The sequence below is a fragment of the Herpetosiphonaceae bacterium genome (genome assembly GCA_036374795.1).
GTDB lineage: Bacteria > Chloroflexota > Chloroflexia > Chloroflexales > Kallotenuaceae > LB3-1.
This window is the reverse complement of the sequence record DASUTC010000158.1, coordinates 37,650-59,628: the sequence shown is the minus strand read 5'-3', so window position 1 is coordinate 59,628 and position 21,979 is coordinate 37,650. Positions and strand designations below refer to the sequence as shown.

General features: G+C 64.2%; 19 protein-coding genes. 9 read left to right on the top strand and 10 right to left on the bottom strand.

Annotated features, from left to right (window positions below; translation table 11 throughout):
* From VFZ66_11360 to VFZ66_11335, 6 genes are all read right to left on the bottom strand, one after another.
* Positions 1–705 (bottom strand): PfkB family carbohydrate kinase (locus VFZ66_11360; GenBank protein HEX6289783.1); only part of this gene is annotated, 705 nt, incomplete at its 3' end.
* Positions 706–896: 191 nt separating this feature from the next.
* Positions 897–1,874, bottom strand: coding sequence for a sugar ABC transporter substrate-binding protein (locus VFZ66_11355; protein ID HEX6289782.1), 978 nt, complete (start codon positions 1,872–1,874; stop codon positions 897–899).
* Positions 1,875–1,969: 95 nt separating this feature from the next.
* Complete coding sequence (locus VFZ66_11350; GenBank protein ID HEX6289781.1) at positions 1,970–2,986, bottom strand: ABC transporter permease; 1,017 nt, start codon at positions 2,984–2,986, stop codon at positions 1,970–1,972.
* A complete protein-coding gene (locus VFZ66_11345) occupies positions 2,967–3,755 on the bottom strand; it encodes an ATP-binding cassette domain-containing protein (GenBank protein ID HEX6289780.1) in 789 nt (262 codons plus the stop codon). The genes VFZ66_11350 and VFZ66_11345 overlap by 20 nt, the downstream gene beginning before the upstream one ends.
* 13 nt (positions 3,756–3,768) lie before the next feature.
* Positions 3,769–4,635, bottom strand: a complete 867-nt coding sequence (gene iolB / locus VFZ66_11340) for a 5-deoxy-glucuronate isomerase (GenBank protein HEX6289779.1) — start codon at positions 4,633–4,635, stop codon at positions 3,769–3,771.
* A gap of 12 nt (positions 4,636–4,647) precedes the next feature.
* Positions 4,648–5,670, bottom strand: a complete 1,023-nt coding sequence (locus VFZ66_11335; GenBank protein ID HEX6289778.1) for a LacI family DNA-binding transcriptional regulator — start codon at positions 5,668–5,670, stop codon at positions 4,648–4,650.
* 532 nt (positions 5,671–6,202) lie between these two features.
* On the opposite strand from VFZ66_11335, the gene VFZ66_11330 reads away from it, so the two are divergent.
* The 3 genes from VFZ66_11330 (at position 6,203) to VFZ66_11320 (ending at position 11,553) form a co-directional block, all read left to right on the top strand.
* Positions 6,203–7,549: a glutamine synthetase family protein gene (locus VFZ66_11330; GenBank protein ID HEX6289777.1), complete on the top strand. Its 1,347-nt coding sequence runs from the start codon at positions 6,203–6,205 to the stop codon at positions 7,547–7,549.
* Positions 7,515–8,684: an amidohydrolase family protein gene (locus VFZ66_11325; protein ID HEX6289776.1), complete on the top strand. Its 1,170-nt coding sequence runs from the start codon at positions 7,515–7,517 to the stop codon at positions 8,682–8,684. Before VFZ66_11330 ends, VFZ66_11325 begins: the two co-directional genes overlap by 35 nt.
* 169 nt (positions 8,685–8,853) lie before the next feature.
* A complete protein-coding gene (locus tag VFZ66_11320) occupies positions 8,854–11,553 on the top strand; it encodes a carbohydrate-binding module family 20 domain-containing protein (protein HEX6289775.1) in 2,700 nt (899 codons plus the stop codon).
* A 92-nt stretch (positions 11,554–11,645) separates the two neighbouring features.
* Here VFZ66_11320 and VFZ66_11315 read toward each other — a convergent pair whose 3' ends face one another.
* The 3 genes from VFZ66_11315 to VFZ66_11305 all read right to left on the bottom strand — a co-directional run bounded on the left by VFZ66_11315 (position 11,646) and on the right by VFZ66_11305 (position 13,986).
* Complete coding sequence (locus VFZ66_11315) at positions 11,646–12,629, bottom strand: hypothetical protein (GenBank protein HEX6289774.1); 984 nt, start codon at positions 12,627–12,629, stop codon at positions 11,646–11,648.
* The gene (locus VFZ66_11310; GenBank protein ID HEX6289773.1) at positions 12,626–12,838 is read right to left on the bottom strand and encodes a Nif11-like leader peptide family natural product precursor; all 213 of its coding nucleotides are present in this window, start codon (positions 12,836–12,838) and stop codon (positions 12,626–12,628) included. Before VFZ66_11310 ends, VFZ66_11315 begins: the two co-directional genes overlap by 4 nt.
* 71 nt (positions 12,839–12,909) lie before the next feature.
* Positions 12,910–13,986: a Gfo/Idh/MocA family oxidoreductase gene (locus VFZ66_11305; GenBank protein HEX6289772.1), complete on the bottom strand. Its 1,077-nt coding sequence runs from the start codon at positions 13,984–13,986 to the stop codon at positions 12,910–12,912.
* 300 nt (positions 13,987–14,286) lie between these two features.
* Between VFZ66_11305 and VFZ66_11300 the strand changes: the two genes are divergently transcribed.
* Positions 14,287–15,036, top strand: coding sequence for a 4'-phosphopantetheinyl transferase superfamily protein (locus tag VFZ66_11300; protein ID HEX6289771.1), 750 nt, complete (start codon positions 14,287–14,289; stop codon positions 15,034–15,036).
* Positions 15,037–15,186: 150 nt separating this feature from the next.
* Here VFZ66_11300 and VFZ66_11295 read toward each other — a convergent pair whose 3' ends face one another.
* Positions 15,187–15,621 carry a response regulator gene (locus VFZ66_11295; GenBank protein HEX6289770.1) on the bottom strand — a complete coding sequence of 145 codons (435 nt, stop codon included), beginning with the start codon at positions 15,619–15,621 and terminating at the stop codon, positions 15,187–15,189.
* A gap of 594 nt (positions 15,622–16,215) precedes the next feature.
* On the opposite strand from VFZ66_11295, the gene VFZ66_11290 reads away from it, so the two are divergent.
* From VFZ66_11290 to VFZ66_11270, 5 genes are all read left to right on the top strand, one after another.
* Complete coding sequence (locus tag VFZ66_11290; protein ID HEX6289769.1) at positions 16,216–17,097, top strand: alpha/beta hydrolase; 882 nt, start codon at positions 16,216–16,218, stop codon at positions 17,095–17,097.
* Positions 17,098–17,682: 585 nt separating this feature from the next.
* Positions 17,683–17,889 carry a hypothetical protein gene (locus VFZ66_11285; GenBank protein HEX6289768.1) on the top strand — a complete coding sequence of 69 codons (207 nt, stop codon included), beginning with the start codon at positions 17,683–17,685 and terminating at the stop codon, positions 17,887–17,889.
* Between the two features lie 32 nt (positions 17,890–17,921).
* A complete protein-coding gene (locus VFZ66_11280; protein ID HEX6289767.1) occupies positions 17,922–18,890 on the top strand; it encodes a polyprenyl synthetase family protein in 969 nt (322 codons plus the stop codon).
* Complete coding sequence (locus tag VFZ66_11275) at positions 18,887–21,175, top strand: ATP-binding protein (protein HEX6289766.1); 2,289 nt, start codon at positions 18,887–18,889, stop codon at positions 21,173–21,175. Before VFZ66_11280 ends, VFZ66_11275 begins: the two co-directional genes overlap by 4 nt.
* Positions 21,176–21,266: 91 nt before the next feature.
* The gene (locus VFZ66_11270) at positions 21,267–21,908 is read left to right on the top strand and encodes a response regulator transcription factor (GenBank protein ID HEX6289765.1); all 642 of its coding nucleotides are present in this window, start codon (positions 21,267–21,269) and stop codon (positions 21,906–21,908) included.
* The last annotated feature ends 71 nt before the right edge of the window (positions 21,909–21,979 follow it).

The window sequence follows — 21,979 nt, the reverse complement described above, 5'->3', positions numbered from 1 at the left end:
CTCGCCGCGCTTGACCACCAGCGCCCCAATGCCGGTCGTCAGCAGGCGCTCGATCGCCCGATCGAGATCGTCGGCGCTGCCAGCGGCGCGAACCTCCTCCTCGGTGCCGACGGCCAGATCTGCCAGCCGCAGCAGCGACCGCAGCGTCGGGCCAAAGGCGCGCGTGTCGTGCCACAGCTCGGCACGATAGTCGAGGTCGACAAAGATCGTGGTTTCGGCCTGCCGCGCCTGCTCGGCGGCGAAAAAGGTCGCGCTGCGGCTGGGCTCGGCGCTGAGGCCCGTGCCGGTCAGGAAGACGCAGCGGCTATCGGCGATCGGCGCGGCCTGCGCGTCGTCGATCGTCAGCATGATGTCGGCGCAGTTGTCGCGGTAGAACGTGAGCGGAAAGCGATCCGGCGGCTGGATCGCCAGGATCACCGCGCTGGTGCGCCGCCCCGCTTTGCGCGGAATAAAGCTGGTGACGACGCGCTCGCGCTCCAAAAAGGCCAGCACGAACTCGCCGACCTGATCGTCGCCGACCGCCGTCAGCAGTGCCGAGCGCAGCCCAAGGCGGCGCGTCCCGACGCTGACGTTGGTCGGAGAGCCGCCGACGTAGGCGTCGAAGCTGCGTACGTCGGTCATCGGCGCGCCGATCTCGTGGGCGTAGAGGTCGATCGAGCTGCGTCCGATCGCCAGCACGTCATAGGTTCGATCGCGGGGTGGCATAGATCCTCGTATCTATATGGCGGGCGTGATAGATCGTTACACCATCATCGGGATCGGTTCGTAGGGGCGAGGCGATGTCTCGCCCTGGGCAACCTGCCGGGTCGTCCCTACGCCGTATCCGCAATAATTTCTTAAACACCATCACCACGCCCTGGGCACGGCAAGCCGCGTCCTACAACTTGCACAACGTTCTACTTGGCGTACTGCTCCGCGTTGTCCCTGGTGACGACGGTTGTGCCGGTGTCGATGCGTGACTCGACCTGCTCGCCACGGATCGCTTTGAGCGCGCTCTCGACGCCGAACTTGCCCATGTTGCTTGGGCTTTGCGCGATCGAGGCATTCATCTCGCCGCCCAGGATGCTCTGCGCGGCGTCGGGGTTGGCGTCGAAGCCGACGATCACGATGCCCTCAAGCTTGCCGCTGGCTTTGGCCGCCTCCGTCGCGCCGAGCGCCATCAGGTCATTCGAGGCAAAGACCGCCTCAAGATCGGAGTTGCCGGTCAGGATGTCCTCCATCACTTGCTGCCCCTTGGCGCGATCCGAGTCGGCGGGCAGCTCGGCGACGACCGTCGCGCCGCACGCCTCAAGCGCCTCTTTGGCCCCGCCGATGCGATCGATGTGCGTCTGCTGGCTCATCACCCCAGTGATCAGCGCGACTTTCTTGGAGCCTTTGAGCTGCTTGCAGATATGCTCGCCCGCCAGCTTGCCGCCCGCGCGGTTGTCGGTGCCGATAAAGGTCAGCTTGCCCTCCCACGGCGCGTCCGTATCCACGAACAGCACGGGAATCCCTTTGGCCTTCGCTTTGTCGAAAGTAGCGTTGAGCGCCTGCTGGTCCGTCGGCGCGACCACAATCGCCTGCACGCCCGCCGTAAGCTGATCCTCGATCTGGCTGATCTGCGTCTGCACATCGGTTTCTGCCGGTGGCGCGAGCACGGTCAGCGCGACGTTGTTGGCTGCTGCGGCGTCTTTCGCGCCCTGCTCGACCGCCGCCCAGAAGGGATTGCCGCCGCCCGGACCTTTCATGCTCAGCAGGATCTTGGCTCCTGCTGCGCTGCCGCCCGCCGTGGTTGTCGCCTGGCCGCTCGTGCCGCCGGTGCCTGCCGGAGCGCCGCAGCCTACCAGCGCGACGAGCGCGCCGCCAATCATCATCGATCGTAGCCATCTATGCATAGCGTCCTCCTTGCTAGAAAACAAGAGAACAAGAGAACAAAATTAAGCACAGACGCCCCTTGTTCCCTTGTTCCTTTGTTCCTTTGTTCCTTTCGTTATTTCCTCGCAAACCGCTGCCGCAGCACATCGCCGTAGACCGCCGCGACGATCACCACGCCGATCAACACCTGCTGCCAGAAGACGCTGATGTTGAGCAGGTTCAGGCCATTGCGCAGCAGCCCGATGATCAGCACCCCCGACAGCACGCCCAGCACGCTGCCGCGCCCGCCGAAGAAGCTGGCCCCGCCGATGATTACAGCGGCGATCGCGTACAGCTCGTCGCCGATGCCCGCGTTGGGATAGCCGGAGTTGGTGCGGCCCGCCAGGATCAGCCCCGCCAGCCCGGCCAGCAGCCCTGAGGCGCAGTAAACCACCAGCAGCACGCGATCGACGTTGATCCCGGCGTAGAGCGCCGCCTGGGGATTGCCCCCGACCGCGTAGATGTGCCGTCCCGTGCGGGTACGGTTCAGAAACAGCGCCGCCAGCCCGTACAGCGCGAAGACAAGCAGGATCGCCACCGGCGCGACGATCGTGTCGTCGCCCAGGCGCACGAGGCGCAGATCGCCCGCGCCGAACCAGCGCACCGGCTCCGGCAGGCCGGAGATCGGCACGCCGCCCGTGACCAGATTGGTCGCGCCGCGCGCGATGTACTGCGTGCCGAGCGTCATAATGAACGGATGCGGCAGCCGCAGCCAGGTCAGGCCCAGGCCGTTGAGCGCGCCGACGCCCAGCCCGACCAGCAGCGGGATCAGCAGCAGCACGATCGTCGGAAGCCCGGCTTGCGCGCCGAGCGCCAGCGTGACCATGCTGAGCGCCATCACCGAGCCGACCGACAGATCGATGCCCGCCGTCAGCACGACGAAGAACTGGCCCAGCGCCAGCAGCGCGATGAACGGCACCTGCCGCCCGATGTTGGCGAAGTTCTCGGCGGTGGGAAACGTCGCCGGACGCAGCATCGAAAGGCCAAGCACCATCAGCAGCAGCACCAGCACGATGCCGAAGCGATCGATGAGCTGCAACATCTGGAGCCGCGCCTGCTGCGCGCGCGCCGCGTTAGCCTGCGTCTGCTGCATGATCCTGCTCCATATGCTGCCCTGGCTGCAAGCCCATGATCCAGCCGACCACGTCGTCGGGCTGGACCGCGCCGATCGGCGCTTCAGCGAAGTTGCGCCCGTGGTACAGCGCCATCACCCGATCGCACACGTAAAAGATGTCGTCCATGCGGTGGCTGATCAGGATCACCGCGACGCTGTGCTCCTTGAGCGAGCGGATCAGATCGAGCACTTTGCGCACCTCTTTGATCGCCAGCGCGGCGGTCGGCTCGTCCATGATCACCACACGGGTATTGAACGCCGTCGCTCGCGCGATTGCCACCGCCTGCCGCTGCCCGCCCGAAAGCTGCTCGGTGCGCTGCTCGATATGCTTGACCGTGATGTGCAGCCGGTCCAGGTGCTCGCGCGTCTGCTGGAGCATCGCCGGACGATCGATCAGCCGGATCAGGCCGCCCAGGTAGCTCCTGACCGGCTCGCGGCCCAGAAAGATGTTCTCGGCGATCGTCATGTTGCCCGCCAGACCCAGGTCTTGATAGACCATCTCGATCCCGCGTCGCCGCGAGTCGCCTGGACTGGCGAAGCGCACGGCCTGGCCCTGCCACAGGATCTCGCCCGCGTCGTGCTGGTAGACGCCGCTGAGCACTTTCATCAGCGTGGACTTGCCCGCGCCGTTGTCGCCGACGACGCCCAGCACCTCGCCCTCGTGCAGCGCCAGATTGACGTGATCCAGCGCCGTGACCGCGCCGAAATATTTGCAGATGCCGCGCATTTCGATCAAGGCTGCGCTCACGTTGGCTGCTCCTCTATCGATCCAGCGGATACAGCGGCACGCGCGGATCGCGTCCGGCGTAGCTCGCTTTGATCCAGGCGTGCTCAGGATCGTCGCTGTTGGCGAGCGACTGTGCCGATCCCGCCAGGATGTTGAGGTAGTAGGCGTGCGCGCCCGGCGCGGCCACAACCGGATGGTAGCCGTGCGGCACCAGCACCAGATCGTTCGATCGGCAGAGCAGCAGCGCGTCGGTCGAGCGATCGTCGGTGTAGATCCGCTGGTAGCCGTAGCCGGTCGGGCGGCTGAATTTGTAGAAATAGATCTCTTCCAGATCGGCCTCCAGCACGTTTCCAGCCCCGTCGGTGCGATGTACGTCGTGCTTGTGCGGCGGGTAGCTCGACCAGTTGCCGCTCGGCGTGTAGACCTCGACGACGACGAGGCGCTGGCAGGCAAAGCCCGGCGATATGATGTTGTTGATCTGGCGGGTCGCGTTGTCGCCGCCGCGAATCTCGACCTCGACCTCGGCAGGCGTGATCAGCTTCGGCTCGTAGTCCTGCTCCGCCGCGCACCAGCCCAGCGCGATCTCACAGTCAGTCGCGGCGGCGATCGTCAGCTCGGTCTGGCGGGGCAGGTAGAGCGCATGCGGCAGCCCGTCGAAAACGTTTGCGCGCCGCCCGATGCCCTGCCACTCGCCCCGATTCGACAGTACCGAGCAGACGCCGCCGAGCAGCACCAGCGCCAGCTCGCTATCGCCCGTGTTCCAGGCAAGCGTCTGCTGCGCGGCCAGCGATCGGGCCTGAAAGTGCAGCAGATCCCAGCCCGCCGTGGCCGGATCGACCGCGACGATCGTGTCGCTGCCGGGCGTGGGATGAACGATCAGATTGGACGGGGTATAGCTCATCGTCTCTCCTTGCTACGCCGTATCTTTGGGCCGCCCCGCCGACATGCGCACGACCAGATCGCCGTACAGCAGCACGGGCGCGACGCTATCCGTCGCTCGATCCAGCAGCCGGAGCATCATCTCCGCCGCCCGGTAGCCGAGCGCGTGCTTGGGCTGCGCGAAGGTCGTCAGGGGTGGGTCGATATACGCCGCCATGTCGATGTCGTCAAAGCCAACCAGCGAGATGTCGCCGGGCACGTGCAATCCTGCCAGCTTGAGCGCTCGCAGCGCGCCGATCGCCAGCAGATCGTTATAGCAGCAGATCGCGGTCGGTCGCTCATCGGGCGCTTGCTCCAGCCAGGGCCGGATCGCCTCGGCGCTGGCATCGGCCCGGCCCGTGTGGGCCTGCTGCACGTCGGTTGATCCGACAGACAAGCCCGCCGCACTCAGCGCCGCGTGATAGCCCACCAGCCGGTCGGCGTTGGCGCTGCCGCCGCGCTCGTTGCCCAGGTAGCCGATCCGCCGGTGCCCCAGGCCGATCAGATGCTCGACGCACGCGCTCGCGGCGCGGCGGTCGTCGTGGGCCACAGCGTAGGCATACTGGCCCTCGCCCTGGTTGTTGATCAGCACGATCGGCACGCGCTGCTCGGCGATCAGCGTGCGGTATAGCCCGCCCAGCCGCGACGAGCAGATCAGGATGCCGTCCACGCGCTGCTCCCGAAACGAGCGCACGATCGCCGCCTCGCGCTCCCGATCGACGTTGGTCGCCGCGACGAACAGGCTGTAGCTCGCGGGCAAGACCTTGTCCTGCACGCCGTGGATCACCTCGGTGAGGAACGGATCGGTGATGTGCGAGACGACCAGGCCCAGCGTGTGGGTGCGCCGCGTCTTGAGTCCCCGCCCGATCCGGCTCGGCGTGTAGCCCAGCTCCTCGGCGATTGCCTGGATGCGCGCGGTGGTTTCGGGCCGTACCCGTGGATCGCCGCGCAGCGCACGCGAGACGGTGGAGTGCGTCACTCCCGCCTGCCGCGCGATTGTTTTGATCGTCGGGGCCATACCGCTCCTGCCGCTGATGCACACGTGTGCATTATGCTAGAGCAAGGTGTGGGGTTGTGTCAAGTTGGGGTGGCCCTCACCCCCGGCGCTACCGCGCTACCCCCCTCTCCAGGCCCAAAGGGCGCCCCCCTTGGCATAGCAGAGGGGGGATCGGTGCCGTTCGTGATTCGTGGATTCGACCAGCGCACCGATCTCGTTCCCTCCAAAACGAGAGTTGAGGATGATCGATACCAATCGAATAACATCCGCTTCCTTCCCCTCTCCTATCGCAATGGGAGAGGGGTGCTGCGCCGCGCGCAGCGGGATGAGGGCCTCCGCTTACCCGCCCTCACGCATAGATCCGCACCGCTGTGACTCGCCCCACCATCCCGATTGCTTGCCCGCATGTGGTATGATCGCGCAGGCGAGTGGCCGGGACGCCGCTCGTACGCTCTACCGCCCTGCACATGTGCCGGATCTCAGGCGCGATCGAGATCGAGGCATTGAGCCAGGAACCTGCAAGCTCGTGGCTGATGCTCACAGAGGTTGTTGTATGAACGTTGAGCAGATTCTCAAAGACGTACAGACCGCCGAAGTCCGCCTGGTGCGCTTCCTCTACTGCGATAACGGCGGCATTATTCGCGGCAAGACGACATCCGCCGCCCGTCTCGCGGATCGCTGCGCCGACGGGATCGGGCTGACGAAGGCGATGATGGCGATGAATGCCTTTGATCGGTTGCAGACCGTGGAGGGAACCGGCGCGGTGGGCGAGGTTCGGCTGGTGCCCGACGTACAGAGCTTCACGGTGCTGCCGTACGCGCCGCACAGCGCCGTGATGTACTGCGATCAGCTTGAGCAGGATCGCACGCCGTGGGCCGCGTGTCCCCGCTCGTTCTTACGGCGAATGGAGGCGCGCCTTGCCGGCTATGGCTGGCACTTGCAGGCGTCGTTTGAGGCTGAGTTCTCGCTCTGTCGGCGGGAGGGCGATGGATATGTGCCATTCGACGAGACGCTATGCTTCAGCTCGATCGCGATGGCGCTGGCCGGGCCGTTCGCCGACGATCTGGTTGCGGCGCTGGAGGCGCAGGGCCTGCCTGTGGAGCAGTACTATCCTGAGCTTGGTCACGGCCAGCACGAGATCTCGATCCGCCACAGCCGTGCGCTGTCCGCCGCCGATAACCATCTGAAGCTGCGCGAAACGATCCGCTCGGTCGCGCTGAATCACGGCCTGTACGCCTCGCTTGCGCCGAAGCCTTTTCCGCAGCAGGCAGGCAACGGCGGCCACATCCACTTCAGCCTGTGGGACGAGTCGGGACGCAATGTGTTCTACGATCCCCAGGCGGCGCGCGGCCTCTCCGATACGGCGCGGCACTTTATCGGCGGCGTGTTGACGCATCTGCCCGCGCTGGTCGCCGTGACCTGTCCCAGCGTTAATTCTTACCGCAGGTTGCAGCCCCAGTCGTGGAGCAGCGCGTATGCGGTCTATGGCTACGATAACCGCGAGGCCGCGATTCGCATCGCCTCGCCCTTCTGGAGCGACGCTCACGGCACGACCAATCTTGAGCTTAAGGCGGCGGATAGTAGCTGCAATCCCTATCTCGCGCTGGGCTGCCTGATCGCCGCTGGTCTGGATGGCGTCGAGCGGCAGCTCGATCCGGGCGCTGAGGTGCTGGTCGATCCCGGCGCGCTGACCGACGCTGAGCGCCAGGAGCGCAAGATCCGGCGATTGCCGAGCAGCCTGTCGACGGCGCTGGACGAGTTTGAAGACGATCGGGTGCTGTGCGACAACATGGGCGATCTGCTGACGCGCACCTTTGTTGCGGTTCGGCGGTCGGAGGCGGAGATGTTTGCAGGAGAGGCTACGGATGACGAGTTCAGCCAGCATTTCTTCAAGTACTGATCCGCTCGATCTGGCCGCGATTCCGCTGCTCGACCATCATGCCCACGCGGTTCGGCGCGACCAGTCATCCGTCGATCCGGCGCTCGTTCGGCGCTCATTCAGCGAAAGCACCGATCCGGTCATGGACACGCATCTGGCGACGACGATCGTCTACCGGCGGGCGATCCGCGATCTGGCTGCATTCTTGGGCTGTGAGCCAACAGAAGCAGCGGTGCTGGCTGCGCGGTCGGCGCTCCCCTTCGCCGATCTGATGCGCCGCTGCTTTGCCGCCGCCAATATCAAGACGCTGCTGCTGGACAGCGGCTTTCAGGCGGCGCTCACGCTGGATCTTGGCGAGATGGCGGCGCTATCTTGCGTGCCCGTCTTACACGTGCTGCGGCTGGAAACCTACGTCGAGGAGCTGATCGGCCAGATTCACTCGTTGAGCCAGCTTGAGGAGGCGCTGCGGCTGCGGATTCGTGAGGCGCGGGCGCATGGCACCGTGGCGCTCAAAAGTATCGCCGCCTACCGTGGCGGCTTGCAGGTCGAGCCGCGCAGCGCTGTCGAGGCTGGCGCTACGCTCTCCGAGCTGCGGACGTTATGGGAGCAGACCGGAGCGATTCGTCTAACGCAGCGCCCGCTCATCGAATATCTGCTGTATGTCGCGCTCGAAGAGGCGGCGGCGATCGAGCTGCCGGTGCAGTTTCATGTGGCCTTCGGCGACGACGATGCCGATCTTCGTCTGGCGAATCCGCTTCATTTGCGCCCATTGCTTCACGATCGGCGGCTGCGCGGCGCGCCGATCGTGCTGCTTCACTGCTACCCCTATGTTCGTGAGGCCGGCTATCTTGCCAGCCTCTATGCGAACGTGTATGTCGACGTGTCGCTGAGCGTGCCGTTGACGGGCGCGGGCAGCCGCGCGCGCTTCGCCGAGGCGCTCGAGCTCGCGCCGACCACCAAGGTGCTCTTTGCGACCGATGCCCATTCGATCCCCGAACTGTTCTACATCGCGGCGCTGCATGGACGCCATGCGCTGGCTCACTGCCTGAGCGAGCTGATCGCGCTCGATTACCTGACGAGCGCCGAGGCGGAAGCTATCGCGCAGCAGATTTTGTGGCAGAACGCCAGCCGCCTGTACGGGGTTGCGATCGAGTAGGCGCAGGTCGCGACGGCTGTTCTGCGTGGCGCATGAGACAGCGAATCCTTCTCCCTCTTGACAAGCCTTCTCGGCGGGTATAGTATTTTTGCTAGATTGTTGACTAGTCAACAAAGTGTTTCGAGATGCAGGCCCTCACCCCCGGCCTGACGGCCTTCGGAGATCATCCATGCTACACACATACGGACGACGGAGTCGGGTGCTGGCGCTGGTGGTGCTGGTGGCGCTGCTGCTGTCGAGTCTGCCCGGCGTCACAACGCAGGCGGCGGGTAGTCCGGCCACAGCCACGGCGCGGACGCAGCAGAGCACGATCCTGGCGGCAGGTGCGGTGCGCCTCGACTTTACAGTCGACGGGTTCGTGACCGCTCCCGGCCAGGACATCTACGTCGTCGGCAGCGTGGCCGAGCTTGGAAGCTGGAGTCCGACCAGCGCGGTCAAGCTGACGTGGATCGACAGCGACACCTGGAGCGGCTTCGTGGACTTCGGCGCGAGCGCGGGCCAGACGATCCAGTACAAGTACATCGTACGCCAGGGCACCAGCACGACCTGGGAGAACATCGCCAATCGCAGCCTCACGGTGCCCAGCGCGGGCTCGACCAGCGTCCACAACGTGTGGAATCAGGCCGCGAGCACGCCGCCGCTGCCGCCGCTGGGCGCGCATATCGTTACCGGCGGCGTGAAGTTCACGATCTTCTCGCAGAACGCCACGCGCGCCGAGCTATCGATCTTCTCGTCGGCGACAGCCTCGACGCCCAGCAGCACGCATCTGCTGACCAGGGACAGCGCGACCAACGTCTGGAGCGTGACGGTGCCGAACATCGGCGCGGGCACCTATTACGGCTATCGGCTGTGGGGGCCGAACTGGCAGTACATGGCGGGCTGGCGACCGGGCACGCCCAAGGCCAGCGACACCGGCTTTCGCGCGCATGTCGATACGGCGGGCAATCGCTTCAACCCCAACAAGCTGCTGACCGATCCCTACGCGCGGGCGGTGTCCGGCGAGGTGACGCGCGTCACAACCGGCACGGGAACGCACTACGCGACCGGCTACCTGGGCGGCAACGACACCTATGCCTTCGTCGATAGCGCGCCCGTCGCGCCGAAGTCGATCGTGGTCGATCCCACCTTCGACTGGACCGGCGATGCGAAGCCGAACAAGCCGATGAAAGACTCGGTGATCTACGAGGTCCATCTGCGCGGCTATACCCGCAACGACACCATCATGACCACCTCGATGCGCGGCACGTACAGCGGCTTCTCGGCCAAGGCGGCGCATCTCAAAGAGCTGGGCGTGACGGCGGTCGAGCTGCTGCCGGTCCACGAGTTTCCGCAGTTTGACGATCCGCTGCCGGGCGAAACCGCCGACCGGATCGGCTACTGGGGCTACATCACCTCACAGTTCTTCGCGCCCAACCGCGAATACCTCTGCACCGACATGAGCGCCTGCTCGTATGTGTCGGGCCAGCAGGTCAGCGCCTTCAAGCAGATGGTCAAAGCGCTCCACGGGCAGGGCATCGAGGTCTGGCTGGATGTGGTCTACAATCATACCGCCGAGGTCGGCGTCAACACCGATAGCAGCGTCAAGTACTACAACCTGCGCGGCATCGACAACCAGAACTACTACACGCTCGGCGATACCAGGAGCACCTACTTCGATACGACGGGCGTCGGCAACAACGTCAACGGCAGCCGTCCGGCGGCGCGCAGGCTGATCATCGACAGCCTCAAGTACTGGATCGACGAGATGCACGTCGACGGCTTTCGCTTCGATCTGGCCTACGAGCTGGGCCGCGAAGGCAACGACGGACGCGATTTCAATCCCAACGCGCAGCTGCTCCGCGACATCGCCGCGCTCGGCAAAACACGCGGCGTCAAGATGGTCGCGGAGGCCTGGGACACGCAGGGCTATGGCGTCGGGCAGTTCCCCGACGGCTGGCACGAGTGGAACGGCAAAATGCGCGACACGACCCGCCGCTTCGTCAAGAGCAACGCCGATCAGGTCGGCAGGCTGGGCACGGCGATCACCGCCAATGAGGTCGGCTTCGGCACGCCGCCGGAGAGCGTCAACTTTGTCACCGCTCACGACGGCTTTACGCTCAACGATCTCGTCTCGTACAACACCAAGCAGAACGGCACCGGCCCGTGCAATCCCACGGGATCCGATCCCAACAGCGGCAGCAACGACAACGATAGCTGGGACAGCGGCGGCGACGAGACGCTGCGGCGGCGGCAGATCCGCAACTTCGCGGCGCATCTGATGGTCGATCAGGGCGTGCCGATGATCGTCGCGGGCGATGAGTTCCGCCAGACGCAGTACGGCAACAACAACGCCTACATGGCCGACAACACCTGCGGCTGGCTCAACTGGCAGAACAAGACCACCCACGCCAGCACCTTCCAGTTCTTCCGCAAGCTGATCGCCTTCCGCAAGGCGCATCCCGCGCTGCGCCGCAGCGTGCGCTTCGGCGAAACCGATAGCGACGGCGACGGCTACCGCGATCTGAAATGGCACGGCGTCTGGCCCGACTCGCCCGACTGGACCTCGACCTCGCGCACGCTGGCCTTCCTGCTCGACGGATCGGCGTCCGAGACGAAAGGCAGCGCCGACGCGCCCGACATCTATGTCGCGCACAACGCCTACTGGCAGGATCTGACCTTCAACCTGCCGACCGCGCCCAACGGCAAGCAGTGGTACATCCTCGCTGATACAGCGTCCTGGGGCGAGAGCTACGGCAACATCTACTACGATCCGGCGATCGCCGACTGGAACCAGCAGCGGCTGCCGAGGGTGCCGGGTACCAGCTACGGCGTGCAGGCGCGCTCGACGATCATCCTGCTGGCGCGGCCCAGCGGCGCGGCGGTGCCGTAGGCGGGCTCGACCGAATTGCGATCATAACGGGGATGTTCGTCACAACAGGGCGGGTACAGATGGTACCCGCCCTGCGCGATTCGTTGGCCGCCTCAAGGATCTCCCTGGACCGCGTACAGCCTGTCAAGCTGCTCGTACCAGGGCCGCACCCAGCGATCGACCACCTGCCGAATCTCGTCGGATGCGGCCTGCCGCTTGGCCTGCGCGTCCTGCTCGAAGGGCTGCCTGGGACTTTTAGCGTTGAACTGCGCCACGTGTTGCATCTGCTCGATGTCGAGCGTGCTGTGCTCGATGCGGAAGAAGTCCAGCAGCGTATCCCAGACGGCATCCGGCAGCCGCCGGTACGGTATCACAAGGCGCTGGTCGCGCGGCATCTCGACGGCGGCGCGACAGATGCTTGCCAGCACGCGCGATCGGTACTCGATCTGCGGCATCTGCACTGCCGTCTCCAGGTCCAGGCCGAAGACACGCGGATCGACCAGCCCCGGTACCATCTGGCTGCCCGGCATGCGCGCGTGCGAAACGAGCACCTCGATCGGATCGCGATACACGAAGATCCAGGGCACGGTCGGAAACGCCCGCCGGATCAGCGGCAGATCCAGCGCGTGCCAGCTATCGAACTTGATGAAGTAGCGGCGCTCCTCAGCCGATCGCCGCCGACCATACGCGCCGACGATCCAGCGCAGCCAGGCGATCCGCTGCTGATCGGAGATCGTGGGATCGTGCAGGTTGGCGCGCAGCACGCCGTCGATCGGCCCGGCCTCCGCGATCACGATATGCTGGGGCAGCGCCGCGAGCATCTGGGCTACCAGCGTCGAGCCGCAGCGCGACATATGAAAGATAAACCCGGTCGGCGGCAGGCCGGGCGAGCGCGCCAGCAGCTCCCCCAGCGCGTCGAGCGGCGTCTGGTGGCGAAACAGAACGTTGAACGGATGGCGCAGGCACGCATCGATGCTCTGATCGAAAAACGGCTCGGTCAGACGACGCGCGCCAAGGTAGCACCAGTCGAGCATCGGCTGCTGGCGCTGCCAGTAGAGGCGGATCGGCACCCATCGGTCGAGCGCAGGCAGCGTCATCGTGTGCTCCCGCGCTGAGTCCAGGCTCGCCGGGCAACCGCAAGCGCCGCTTCGATCTCGTCGGCGTTGAACTCGTAGCCCAGCTCCGCACCAAGCTGAAGCATCCGGGCGATGAAAGCCGGTTTATCGGGTGTTTCGCGCAGCTGCGCTTGCAGCGCGGGATCGGCGAGGACGCGCTGGCGGAATTGTTCGAGGCTGGCTTGAGACATAGCGTATCCACAGGCTCATCGGCTGATCGTGCGGCGGTGAGCGTAGCATGTCGCTGGCCGATGCGCAAGTCTCAGGCGAAGCGATGGGCGCTGGCCCGGATGCGGCTGGTGCAGCCCTGTTTGTAGGAGGCCCACGGCAGGCTGACGATCGTCGGTGGGAGCACCTGCGGCTGTCCTGAGGTCGCGGCGCTGATCGCGCTCTGCATCAGCGCGATCGTGCCCAGATTATCGCGGCCTGAGCACTCCGGCGGCTGTCCCGTGCGGATCGCGCTGGTGAACGCGGCCAGACATGCGGCGCGACCGCGCAGGCGCAGCTTGGGCAGGACCACGCGCCGCGCTGGCTGGCCCCGCTGCCGGACGATCACCAGATCGGCGTTCGTATTGCTGCCGTTGCGGCTGGTCCAGACAATCTCGCCGCCGGTACACTCCATGCGCCAGATCCCGGCCCACGGCGTCGGCAGCGCGTGGCTGGCCCAGCTTCCGCGATAGTTGGCGATCGTGCCGCCTGCGCAGGTGATCGTCGCGGTGGCCGCCGCTGGCCCGGCCAGCGTGCTCCAGGGCGGATTCCAGGCCTGGCAGGTGATATGCGCCGCCTCATCGCCGAGCACCATGCGCAGGAGATCGAAGTGGTGCACGCCGATCTCGGCCAGCAAGGGCTGCGGCATGCGGTACAGCGCGTGCTCCTGTGGCAGCAGCGTAGCGGCATTTTGTCGAAAATCTATCGTAATATTGCCGACGGAGCCCAGGATATTGCCGCGAATCAGCGCCGCGACCGTGCGCGGCGCAGGCTGAAAGCGGTAGTTCTGGCTGATCATTAAGATCCGACCGGCGTCGGCGGCGGCGGCAACCACCCGCTCGGCGTCGGCGAGGGTAGCCGCGAAGGGTTTTTCCAGCAAGACGTGCATGCCCGCGGCCAGCGCTGTGAGCGCCAGCGATGCGTGCGCGCCGATCGACGCCGTGATCAGCACGGCGTCTGCTGGGACGGCTGCCAGCGCCGTTTCTAGCGTGGAGAAGCAGCGTGTCGTCGGTAGATCCAGATGCGATTGTGCGGCTGCAAGCGTTTCGGGATTGGAGTCCACGCAGGCTACCAGCGTTGCATCCGCCGCTTCACGGATGATCGGTGCCCAGGTGATGCCCCATGGTGCCATGCCAACTTGGATGATCCTGATCGCCACTCTCGTCTCCTGTAGGATGTGTATGTTACGATAGTACCATGTTTTGTAGTAAAGTCCGACAAGGTATCGATCCACTTGCCGATGCGTCAATCGGCTGCGCGCGTGCGGTCCGCTCGTACAGGTTATGGTATAGTTCATCGGAGGCGGCTCCGTCGACCTGCCGCGCAGGTGTCTGCACCCGGCGCAGCCCGGCGCTCGATAGCCCTGCCTCAGGACGCACACCGGCAGCCTCCATGGCACAATCAACCGAGAGCTGATCGCGAGAAAGTATCTATGACCGATCGTAGCGCCCTATGGGCACCTCCACCGGCATCTCTGACGCTGGAACACGACGATGTTCACGTCTGGCGTATTGCGCTCGACCAGCCCGCAGCGCGGCTGCCGTATTACGCGCAGACGCTCGCGCCCAATGAGACAACGCGCGCGAGCCGCTTTTACTTCGAGCGCGATCGGCACCATTTTACCGTCGGGCGCGGCGCGCTCAGGATGATCTTGAGCCGCTACATCGGCCTGGCGCCGCATGAGTTGCAGTTTACCTATACCTCATACGGCAAGCCCGCGCTGTCCGAGACGACCGGCGGCGATTCGCTGCGCTTCAATCTGTCGCACTCGGCGGGCATGGCGCTCTGCGCCGTCACACGCAACCGCGAGGTCGGCGTGGACATCGAGGGGATTCGCAGGCTGGATGATCTTAAGCAGATCGCCGGACATTTCTTCTCGGCGAACGAAAGCGCTGTGTTGCACGCGCTGCCGGAGGAGATCCAGGTGGATGCGTTCTTTACCTGCTGGACGCGCAAGGAGGCGTATATCAAGGCGATCGGCGAGGGCCTGTCGATGCCGCTGGATTGCTTCGATGTGTCGCTCGTGCCGGGAGAGCCTGCCGCGCTGCTGGCGGTACGCGGCAATGTGGAGGAGGCTGAGCGCTGGCTGCTGCGCGAGCTGCATCCTGGGCCGGGCTATCTGGCCGCGATCGTCGTTGAGGGGCGCGATTGGCGCTTGCAGTGCTGGCAATGGCCTGTCTAGCCAACCGCGCCGTGCAGCGATCAGGGGTCGAGGATCACGAGGTTCCACGTTCCGAGTTCAGGCCCTCACCCCCTCGCCTGCGCAGCGGGAGAGGGGGAGAAGCTGTGCCTGGTTCTTGGCGCTTAGTTCTCGTTTTGTGCGCTTGTTTCCTTAGTGCGGCTCCCAGATCGGCTCGCCCTGCAAGATTCGGTTGATCTGCTGAATGAAGCGTCCACGGTCGATCGGCTTGCCGATAAAGCCGTCGAAGCCCTCTCGCTGAGCGCGCTCGACCGTTTCGGGCAGACAGTTCGCGGTGACGGCGATGACGTATGGCTGCTGCTCCTGATTGCGGAAAAATTCGCGAAGTTTCTGATGCACGATAAAACCGTCTTCGTACGGGATCGCCAGGTCAAGCAGGATCAGATCCAGGCTGTGCTCTGGGTTGTCCACGAGATACCTGAGCAGTTGTTGTCCTGACGCGCGCGCATGGCAGGAGCGCACCCCGACATCACCGCGCAGGATGTCGCTGAACATAAACAGGTTATCGGGATTATCTTCGACCACGAAGACCGTTGCGTCTTGCGGATCGATCTTTCTGGTTGCCATAACGTGTGCTCATTGGTTTATTTGTGTTAATCGGCTATCATTCTATTCCACAATCGGTTCCACAGCAATCCGGCCCTCCAGGAGATGTATCTTGATCGATCGGGCAGAATCAATGGATCTCTTCTGGGATGTGACGGGATAGGCACGCGAGATGAAACTCGCTGCGACACCGGGCGATTCACAGTGAGCAAATTATGGCATACTCCTTAATAGAGCTTCAACGATCCAAGGGTCAACCTGCCCTGCGCGCCGCGATGCCATCCGAGGTAGTCTACTGGTAAAGCCATAGAACCATCTTTCCCTGGGTAAATGGGACGTTCCCTGTCACAAAATATGGTATCCTTGCCATATCTAGTGCAGAGTCACGGAGCGTGCTGAGGAAATAGCGTCCATGTTTCCGCGTCGGCAAGGGAAATGTTTGGGGTTTCTCCGCTCCCAGGCCTACCCGCTCCGGTTGACGGCGCACGAGCCCACGGCACCTGTCACCGACGGAGCACCTGGCCGGAAGTGACACGCCTCCGTAGCTCATACAGCGTACGTTCCTCAGGCTATCCGGCCTGGCTTTCAATCGCCCACCAAATCGTAGGAGTTGGCATGAAACGGTTTGCCTACCTGGCACTACTCGCCCTGTTATCGCTCGTCCTGCCCGTCTTAGCTCAAGCGCAAACACCGCCCGAGGAGCTTGGCCTCCAATCGCATACCGTGACGCTCTCGACGGGCATTAACATGCACTACGTCGAGAAAGGCCACGGGAAGGGTCACGTCGTGATTTTCCTGCACGGCTACACCGACTCGTGGCGGTCGTTCGAGCGTAATCTGCCGCTGATCTCGGAGAAGTTCCACGTCTATGCCCTGGATCAGCGCGGCCACGGCGATTCGTCGAAGCCCGCCTGCTGCTACACCCAGGACGACTTTGTCGCCGATGTGCTGGCGTTCATGGATGCGCTCAAGATCAAGCGCGCCACGATCGTCGGCCACTCAATGGGTAGCTTTGTCGCGCACCAGTTCGCCAGCGAGTACCCGGCGCGCGTCGAGCGGCTGGTGCTGATCGGCTCAGCGCCGACCGCTGCCGGAAACGAGGTGATCCTGGGCCTCAACGAGTTCGTGCAGACGCTCGAAGATCCGATCGATCCACAGTTTGTGCGCGAGTTTCAGGCCAGCACGTTCTACCGCCCGATCCCGCCGGAGTTTCTGGATACCGCCGTCTTGGAAAGCCTGAAGGTGCCCGCCTCGGTCTGGAAGCAGACGCTCACGGGCTTGATCGCCGAAGATCATACCGCCCAGCTTGGGCAGATCACCGCGCCGACGCTGATCCTGTGGGGCGATCACGACGGCATCTTTACGCTGGAGGAGCAGTACACGCTGGCGCAGCTGATCCCCAACGCGACCCTGAAGGTCTATGACGAGACAGGACACGGCCTGCATGTCGAGTGGCCGCAGCGCTTCGTCGACGACCTTGAGGCGTTTGCCCGGTAGCGTGCCCGAAGGCTCACAAGCGGATAGCATGCACCAGCGGAGCCGTCGATCGACGGCTCCGCTTGCTGTGCTAGCCCGTCACCCAATCTATGCGGCTGCCCTGAGTTGCGGACCACTGCCGCGCGTCGGCTCCAACGACCGGCATCCTCATAGGGCGGCTCGATGGTTGCTCGCGCATTTCTGCATGCACGAGCTCAGCATGCTCGCGGAAGTACGGAGAACGCAGCGGCGATCTGGCGCATGGGCGGCGCTTTCCCGGCGAAACATCGAGCGCAGAGCGGCGACCTTCATTCAGCACATGCGCTTCCTCAGCAAACACTTAAAATTCGTGCGTGCAATTTGTCAATAAACGTATTACAATACAGCAAGCTATAACTTGTATAAACTTTATATAAAATATCCTCACAGCCGCGCGTACATCGTAAGTGATGCAGCATTGATCATCTTCTCGAAATAGGGCCATGGTCGGCTATACTTCCGTGCGGTAGCGCCGACATCTAAGATGTGCCAGATCCACCAGCAACGGGGCTGGTGCGCCGTGCCCAACGCTCTCTCGTCGGTTACTTCATGCACAAGAGGACGACTATGAACACAACAGCTCGCTTCGTACACGCATTGGTGACAGGCCAGCGTATGCCGGAAACCAACGAACTTACGGCGGTGGAACAGGCGGTTCTGGAAGAGCTGCGGCCACTGCTTCTGGCCGCACCGCAGGACATCTCTGCGATTACGCCTGAGGCGCGCGGGTGGACACTCGGCGTTGTGTCAAACGACGATCAGCCAGCGCTGTAACTCACGCTCGTATGCAGCCTATGGAAGCAGTCATGGTTGATTGCTGGCGGCTGATTCGGCAGCTTATTTCCGAGACGCTGTACGGCGAGCCACTCACACAGTCGTACGGCGAATCGATCTTGGGGCGGGTTACCCGCTGGGCAGATGCGCGATCGCCGGAGCCTTCGGTCGCGCACCTGTCCATCTTTAGCTGTCAGGCTGCCGGCGGCGTGCTCGAAGGCGCCTTACCGGTGACAGCAGCCTGGCAGGTCTTACATATCGCGGCCAAGCTGTTCGACGATGTCGAGGATGGCGATGCCGACGATCCGGCGGCGGATGTGAATATCGCCAGCGCGCTGCTGTCTCTCGTTCCGCTGCTGCTGGAGCGGCTGGTCGAGCACGATCTGCCGCTGGCGCAGATCCAACGTCTGACACACGGAGCGCACCGCGCGGTGATGCTGGCATCTGCCGGACAGCATGCCGATCTGCTGGCAGGCAGCCGAGACGCGGCGGAGGTCGATCCCGACCGCTGGCTGGCAATTGCGCGGGCGAAATCCGGCGCGCTGCTGGCCTGGGCCGCCTGGGCTGGCGCATCCGTCGCAGGAGCGCAGGGTGCCGCCCTCGATCGATACTACGCCTACGGCGAGTACCTTGGCGTACTGCTGCAAATCGCCGATGATTTCGTCGGCATCTGGCAGCCGGAGCGGGCCAGCGATCTGACGACGCGCCGCCTCTCGCTGCCGGTCTGCTACGCGCTCTCGGTCGCCCCGCCGCACGAGCGGGCCGCGCTGCGCGAGCTGCTTGAGCGCTCGACGGGCCAGGCGGCAAACAACCAGGCGGCGGCGCGCCAGCGGCTGATCGACCTTGGAGCACAGGCGTATATGGTCGTCATCGCGCGCATCTACCAGCAGCATGCCCTGGAAGCGCTACGATCAATCGATCCGGTCGGCTCGACGACCGGGCAGCTTGGTGCCCTGGTGGAGCAGGTATTTCCAGCGCTGGAACACCTGAAGCATACATGATGCGAAACGCAATGCAAAGCATTCAGGCCGCATCCATTTGCAGAAACATTGTTATCAGCGGCCTGCTGGCTGCGAGTATCGCGCTGATCCTGTGGGCCGGTGCTGAAACCTGGCGGTATCCCTGCCCGGAGACGAGCGCCGAGATCGCGAGCACGGCCTCAGCGTGTATCTCGCGGCTGCGTGGCCTTGAGCCGCTGATCGTCGGCGTGGGCTTTTGGAGCGTCGGCCTGATCACATGGTATGCCCGACAGTCGGCGGCCTCGATCGGCTTTTTTTTGCTCAGCGCGAGCGTCCTCGCCGCAGGTCAGCTCTCGGTGGTCGATAACTCGCTGGGCAGCCGATTGTTCTCGCTCGCGCTGACGTGGATGTCGCCGCTCACGGTGCATTTTCACTGTACCGTCTTCGGTCGGGCGCTCTGCTCCAAGCAGCGCCTGCTGGTCTGGATGCTCTACGGCCTGGCAGCGCTGCTCACGCTTCCGCTGATTCTGATCTGGCCGCTTGAGGCGCTGCGCGCCCTGCCGTGGTTTACGAGCCTCAACACCGCGATCCGGCTCAATATCATGGTCGGATTGGTGCTGAGCGTCGTTGTCCTGGTCTATAACTACCACACACTGACCTCGGTCGTCACACGGCAGCGGCTCCGGCTCTTTGTCGCCGGATCGTTCCTGGCCTTTTTGCCGCTGCTGCTCTTCTCGCTGCTGCCTGAGACGGTGCGGAACACGCCCGCGCTGCCGTACGAGATCACGCTTCCCTGGCTGCTGCTCAGCCCGCTGGCCTATGTCTATGCCATCTTCCGCTACCGGCTGGTGCAGGTCGAGCGCATGGTGAACCGGGCGGCCAGCTACTACATGCTGGCGATCCTGCTGCTGGCGGTCTATCTTGCGACGACGCTGGCGCTGCCTGGGCACGTCCTGAATCGCTGGCCGTTCGCCAACGCGCTGCTGAGCGTTGGCCTGCTGCTGCTGGCGCTGCCGTTGCAGAAGCTGCTCCAACATCTGATGAACTGGATCTGGTACGGCCATACCCTGCACTACATCGACGTCGTCGAGCACCTGTCGGGCCTGCTGGCGCTGACTCTCGATCGGGCTACGCTGCGCCAGCTGCTAATCGACGAATTGGCCGACGCGCTGCATCTGGCGGGCGTGGCGCTCTGGATCAAAGATCAGCCGGATTCGCTGATGCTGCTGGGTGCGACCGGCTTCAACGTCGCGGCGCTTGGCGATCGACGGCTGCCAATCGCGGGGCAGCTCGTACGCTATCTGGATCGACAGGCCGCGCCGATCGCCAGCGCGCGAGTCCGGTTCGCGCTGGATCGGGCGGCGCTGCTGCCGGGCGAGCAAGTGCTGCTTGAGCTGCCCAATAGCGTCTCCTGGCTGCCGCTGCGCTCCGGCGGCGTGCTCCAGGGCATCCTGCTGATCGGGCCGTGGCGCGGCGATAGCGATCTGAACGCCGAGGACGAGCGTATCCTGGCGACGCTAGCGCGACAGTCGGCTATCGCGGTGCATAACGTGCTGCTGATCGAGCAGGTCCATCTCGGTCATCGTGAGCTGACGCGCGCGCACCAGCAGTTGTTGATGGAGCGCGAGCAGACCCAGCAGCGGCTGGCGCAGGAGTTGCATGATGGCCCGGTACAGCAGATTTTTGGCATCAGCTATCAGCTTGGCGGTCTTCAGCGGCGCATCGATCGCGGCGAGCCAAGCGCCGACATCGGCGCGGTTCTGCCGCAGGAGCTGGAGGAGCTGCGCCATGAGATCGTTAACGTGGGAACGCAGTTGCGCAATATGATCGGCGATCTGTGTCCGGCGGGGCTGGATGAGCTTGGCCTGACCGATGCCCTGGAAGGCTACGTGCGGCGTCTTCGACGCCTGGACGACGCCAATATTCCCCAGATTGTGCTCGATCTGGATGAGAGCGGCACGCTGATCGAGGAGACGATCGCTACCTGTCTGTTCCGGGTTGCTCAAGAGGCGCTGCGCAATGTGGTCAAGCACGCCCAGGCGACCCAGGCGGTAATCAGCCTCCGGCTCCACGCCGACGAGGCGGTGCTGATGATCAGCGACGACGGCAGAGGCTTTCGGATGCCGCCGCGTCTTACCGAATTAACGCAGGCGAATCATTTTGGTCTGGTTGGCATGACGGAGCGCGTCGCGTGGGCTGGTGGGCAGCTCAGCATCCGATCGCGTGTCGGCGCAGGAACCGAGGTGCTGGCACGGATTCCGCTACAGGAGCGTCCCGCCGATCAGCACGCGACCAGACATGCCTTAGCCGTAGGCGCTTCGACGTAGCGGCTGCTCGCTGCTCCACTGCCGAACGCCTGATGCTGTCGTTCATCGTCACATTGCATACCATGCCTGACATCTAGGGGGATACGATCGTATGTCCAATTCTATCCGGGTCTTGCTCGCCGATGATCATCCGTTTGTGCGCGCGGGCATCCGAGCCATTCTGAGCGCCGAGTCCGACATCACGCTGATTGCGGAAGCGTCCAACGGCCATGAGGCGCGGCAAATGAGCGTCGATATGCAGCCCGATATCCTGTTGCTAGATTTGCGCATGCCGGGTCCGGCGCCGACCGAGACTGTGCCATACGTTCGGGAGCGCTGCCCCAACACGCGCGTGCTGATCCTCACGGCCTACGACGACGAAGTCTATGTGCGGCGCATGGCAAGTCTCGATATTGCGGGCTATGTGCTCAAAGAGGAGGCGACCGAGTCGATCGTGCGGGCAATCCGCGCCATTATGAACGGCGAGACGTGGTTTAGCCGCGCGATCCTGGCGAAGTTGATCCAGTATCAGCAGGGCCAGAATCAGCGCACGCCGGAGCAATTGCTGACCACACGCGAGCGCCAGATTCTCGATCTGTTGATCGAGGGCTGGGACAACGCGCGAATCGCGCACTCGCTCAACCTGGCGGAGCAGACCGTGCGCAATCATCTCAGCCGGATTTATATGAAGCTGGACGTGCGCTCGCGGGCCGAGGCGATCGTGTGGGCCAGGGAGCAGCTGCTCCCCAAGTAAGCGCAGCGGCGGCGCGTATCAGGCCGACGCTGCGACACACGAACAAGCACCAGCGCATAGGGCGGCTGGTG

Bases quoted from the DNA above. Each gene is read 5' to 3' on its own strand.
- VFZ66_11355 (HEX6289782.1), bottom strand. From the start codon at position 1,874: ATGCATAGATGGCTACGATCGATGATGATTGGCGGCGCGCTCGTCGCG.
- VFZ66_11350 (HEX6289781.1), bottom strand. From the start codon at position 2,986: ATGCAGCAGACGCAGGCTAACGCGGCGCGCGCGCAGCAGGCGCGGCTC.
- iolB (HEX6289779.1), bottom strand. From the start codon at position 4,635: ATGAGCTATACCCCGTCCAATCTGATCGTTCATCCCACGCCCGGCAGC.
- VFZ66_11335 (HEX6289778.1), bottom strand. From the start codon at position 5,670: ATGGCCCCGACGATCAAAACAATCGCGCGGCAGGCGGGAGTGACGCAC.
- VFZ66_11330 (HEX6289777.1), top strand. From the start codon at position 6,203: ATGAACGTTGAGCAGATTCTCAAAGACGTACAGACCGCCGAAGTCCGC.
- VFZ66_11325 (HEX6289776.1), top strand. From the start codon at position 7,515: ATGACGAGTTCAGCCAGCATTTCTTCAAGTACTGATCCGCTCGATCTG.
- VFZ66_11320 (HEX6289775.1), top strand. From the start codon at position 8,854: ATGCTACACACATACGGACGACGGAGTCGGGTGCTGGCGCTGGTGGTG.
- VFZ66_11315 (HEX6289774.1), bottom strand. From the start codon at position 12,629: ATGACGCTGCCTGCGCTCGACCGATGGGTGCCGATCCGCCTCTACTGG.
- VFZ66_11310 (HEX6289773.1), bottom strand. From the start codon at position 12,838: ATGTCTCAAGCCAGCCTCGAACAATTCCGCCAGCGCGTCCTCGCCGAT.
- VFZ66_11305 (HEX6289772.1), bottom strand. From the start codon at position 13,986: ATGGCACCATGGGGCATCACCTGGGCACCGATCATCCGTGAAGCGGCG.
- VFZ66_11300 (HEX6289771.1), top strand. From the start codon at position 14,287: ATGACCGATCGTAGCGCCCTATGGGCACCTCCACCGGCATCTCTGACG.
- VFZ66_11295 (HEX6289770.1), bottom strand. From the start codon at position 15,621: ATGGCAACCAGAAAGATCGATCCGCAAGACGCAACGGTCTTCGTGGTC.
- VFZ66_11290 (HEX6289769.1), top strand. From the start codon at position 16,216: ATGAAACGGTTTGCCTACCTGGCACTACTCGCCCTGTTATCGCTCGTC.
- VFZ66_11285 (HEX6289768.1), top strand. From the start codon at position 17,683: ATGAACACAACAGCTCGCTTCGTACACGCATTGGTGACAGGCCAGCGT.
- VFZ66_11280 (HEX6289767.1), top strand. From the start codon at position 17,922: ATGGTTGATTGCTGGCGGCTGATTCGGCAGCTTATTTCCGAGACGCTG.
- VFZ66_11275 (HEX6289766.1), top strand. From the start codon at position 18,887: ATGATGCGAAACGCAATGCAAAGCATTCAGGCCGCATCCATTTGCAGA.
- VFZ66_11270 (HEX6289765.1), top strand. From the start codon at position 21,267: ATGTCCAATTCTATCCGGGTCTTGCTCGCCGATGATCATCCGTTTGTG.